Here is a 1,276-nt window from a genome sequence, read left to right as displayed (position 1 = left end):
AAAGAAGCCGGAAACCATTGATTTTTCAAGGTTTCCAGCTTCTTAAATTAGCGTGCGTTAGAGGATTCGAACCCCCGACCTTTTGGTCCGTAGCCAAACGCTCTATCCAGCTGAGCTAAACGCACATCTCTTTTGTTTTGTGAGTACTTGTCGCTCACAACAAAATGTATTTTATAGTATAGCTGTCATTTTGTCAACACTTTTTTTGAAAAAAATTTATTTTTTTTATTTTTATATTTTGAAGGTGCATTTCAGGCATTTTCGGACTCGGTTATGAGGCGGATGAATTCGCTCATTTCGCGGGTTTTGTACTTGTTCTTATGATAGAAGATCTGGCGGTACATGGAGATATCAATGTCGGTCACGTCAAGCATGGTAATCCGGCCGCTGCGGATATATTTCTCCACTGCAAAATATGGAAGGAACGAAAGTCCGTCATTTCGCTCCACCATCTTAATGATAAATTCCGTATCGCTGATCTCAAGGACAGGATCCAGCGTGCGGTTCTCAAGCGCAAGATGCTGATCCAGCGCCTGCCTGTAGTTCGCATTTTTTTCCGTCAGAAAAAAAGGTTCTCCCAGGATATCCTGAAGCACCATTTCTTTCCTCAATGCAAATTCAGAATTTACAGATGCAACAAAAACGATCGGCTCTGCTGCCTCCATGACCTTGATCCATTCCTTATTCCAGCGCGGCGTGTCCAGGATATAGATAAGATCCAGTTCATTGTGCTCCATCATACGGATCAGCTTCTCCGGTGAATCCAGCGTGATCTGTATGTTCACCTTCGGATAAAGCGTATGAAACTGGCTCAGGATACGTGGAAACTTCGCTGTGCACAGAGATTCGATCGTACCAATATGAAGCGGATTCTCAAGCTCCCTGTCCTCATTCATCGCCATTATCGTCCTGTTCATTTCATAAAGGATACGGCTGGCATGCTCCAGGAAACGCTTCCCCTGCGGCGTAAGGCTGACTTTCTTACCCATACGGTCAAACAGTTTCGTGCCGAGTTCTTCCTCCAGAAGCCGGATCTGGACCGTAATGGCAGACTGTGAATATCCCATAGTCTCCGCTGCCCTGGAAAAACTTCCAAGTCTCGCAACATGAACAAAAGACTGCACCTGACGGATCTCCATGACGCCCTCCCTCTTATTATGAAAAATTTTCAACTATATCATAAATACTATGAATTTGCTTCATTTATATGTTGATGATACAATACACTCACGAAGACGTCAATCGTATTTTTATGCAAAATCAGCAAAACTTTCTC

At 43.6% G+C, this 1,276-nt stretch carries 1 protein-coding gene and 1 tRNA gene; both read right to left on the bottom strand.

Features of this window, described 5'->3' with window-relative positions; genetic code table 11:
* Positions 1 to 51 precede the first annotated feature (51 nt).
* Positions 52 to 125 (bottom strand) — tRNA-Arg (locus QZL69_RS10825).
* 126 nt (positions 126 to 251) lie between these two features.
* A complete protein-coding gene (locus tag QZL69_RS10820) occupies positions 252 to 1,139 on the bottom strand; it encodes a LysR family transcriptional regulator (RefSeq protein ID WP_022215223.1) in 888 nt (295 codons plus the stop codon).
* Positions 1,140 to 1,276 lie beyond the last annotated feature (137 nt).

The organism is Blautia sp. CAG:237 (assembly GCF_000436615.1).
Taxonomy (GTDB): domain Bacteria; phylum Bacillota; class Clostridia; order Lachnospirales; family Lachnospiraceae; genus Blautia_A; species Blautia_A intestinihominis.
The sequence above is the reverse complement of the archived record's forward strand: the minus strand, read 5'-3'. Positions and strand labels throughout refer to the sequence as shown.

Excerpts from the sequence above, each read along its gene's own strand:
- QZL69_RS10820 (WP_022215223.1), bottom strand. The coding sequence starts at position 1,139 with ATGGAGATCCGTCAGGTGCAGTCTTTTGTTCATGTTGCGAGACTTGGA.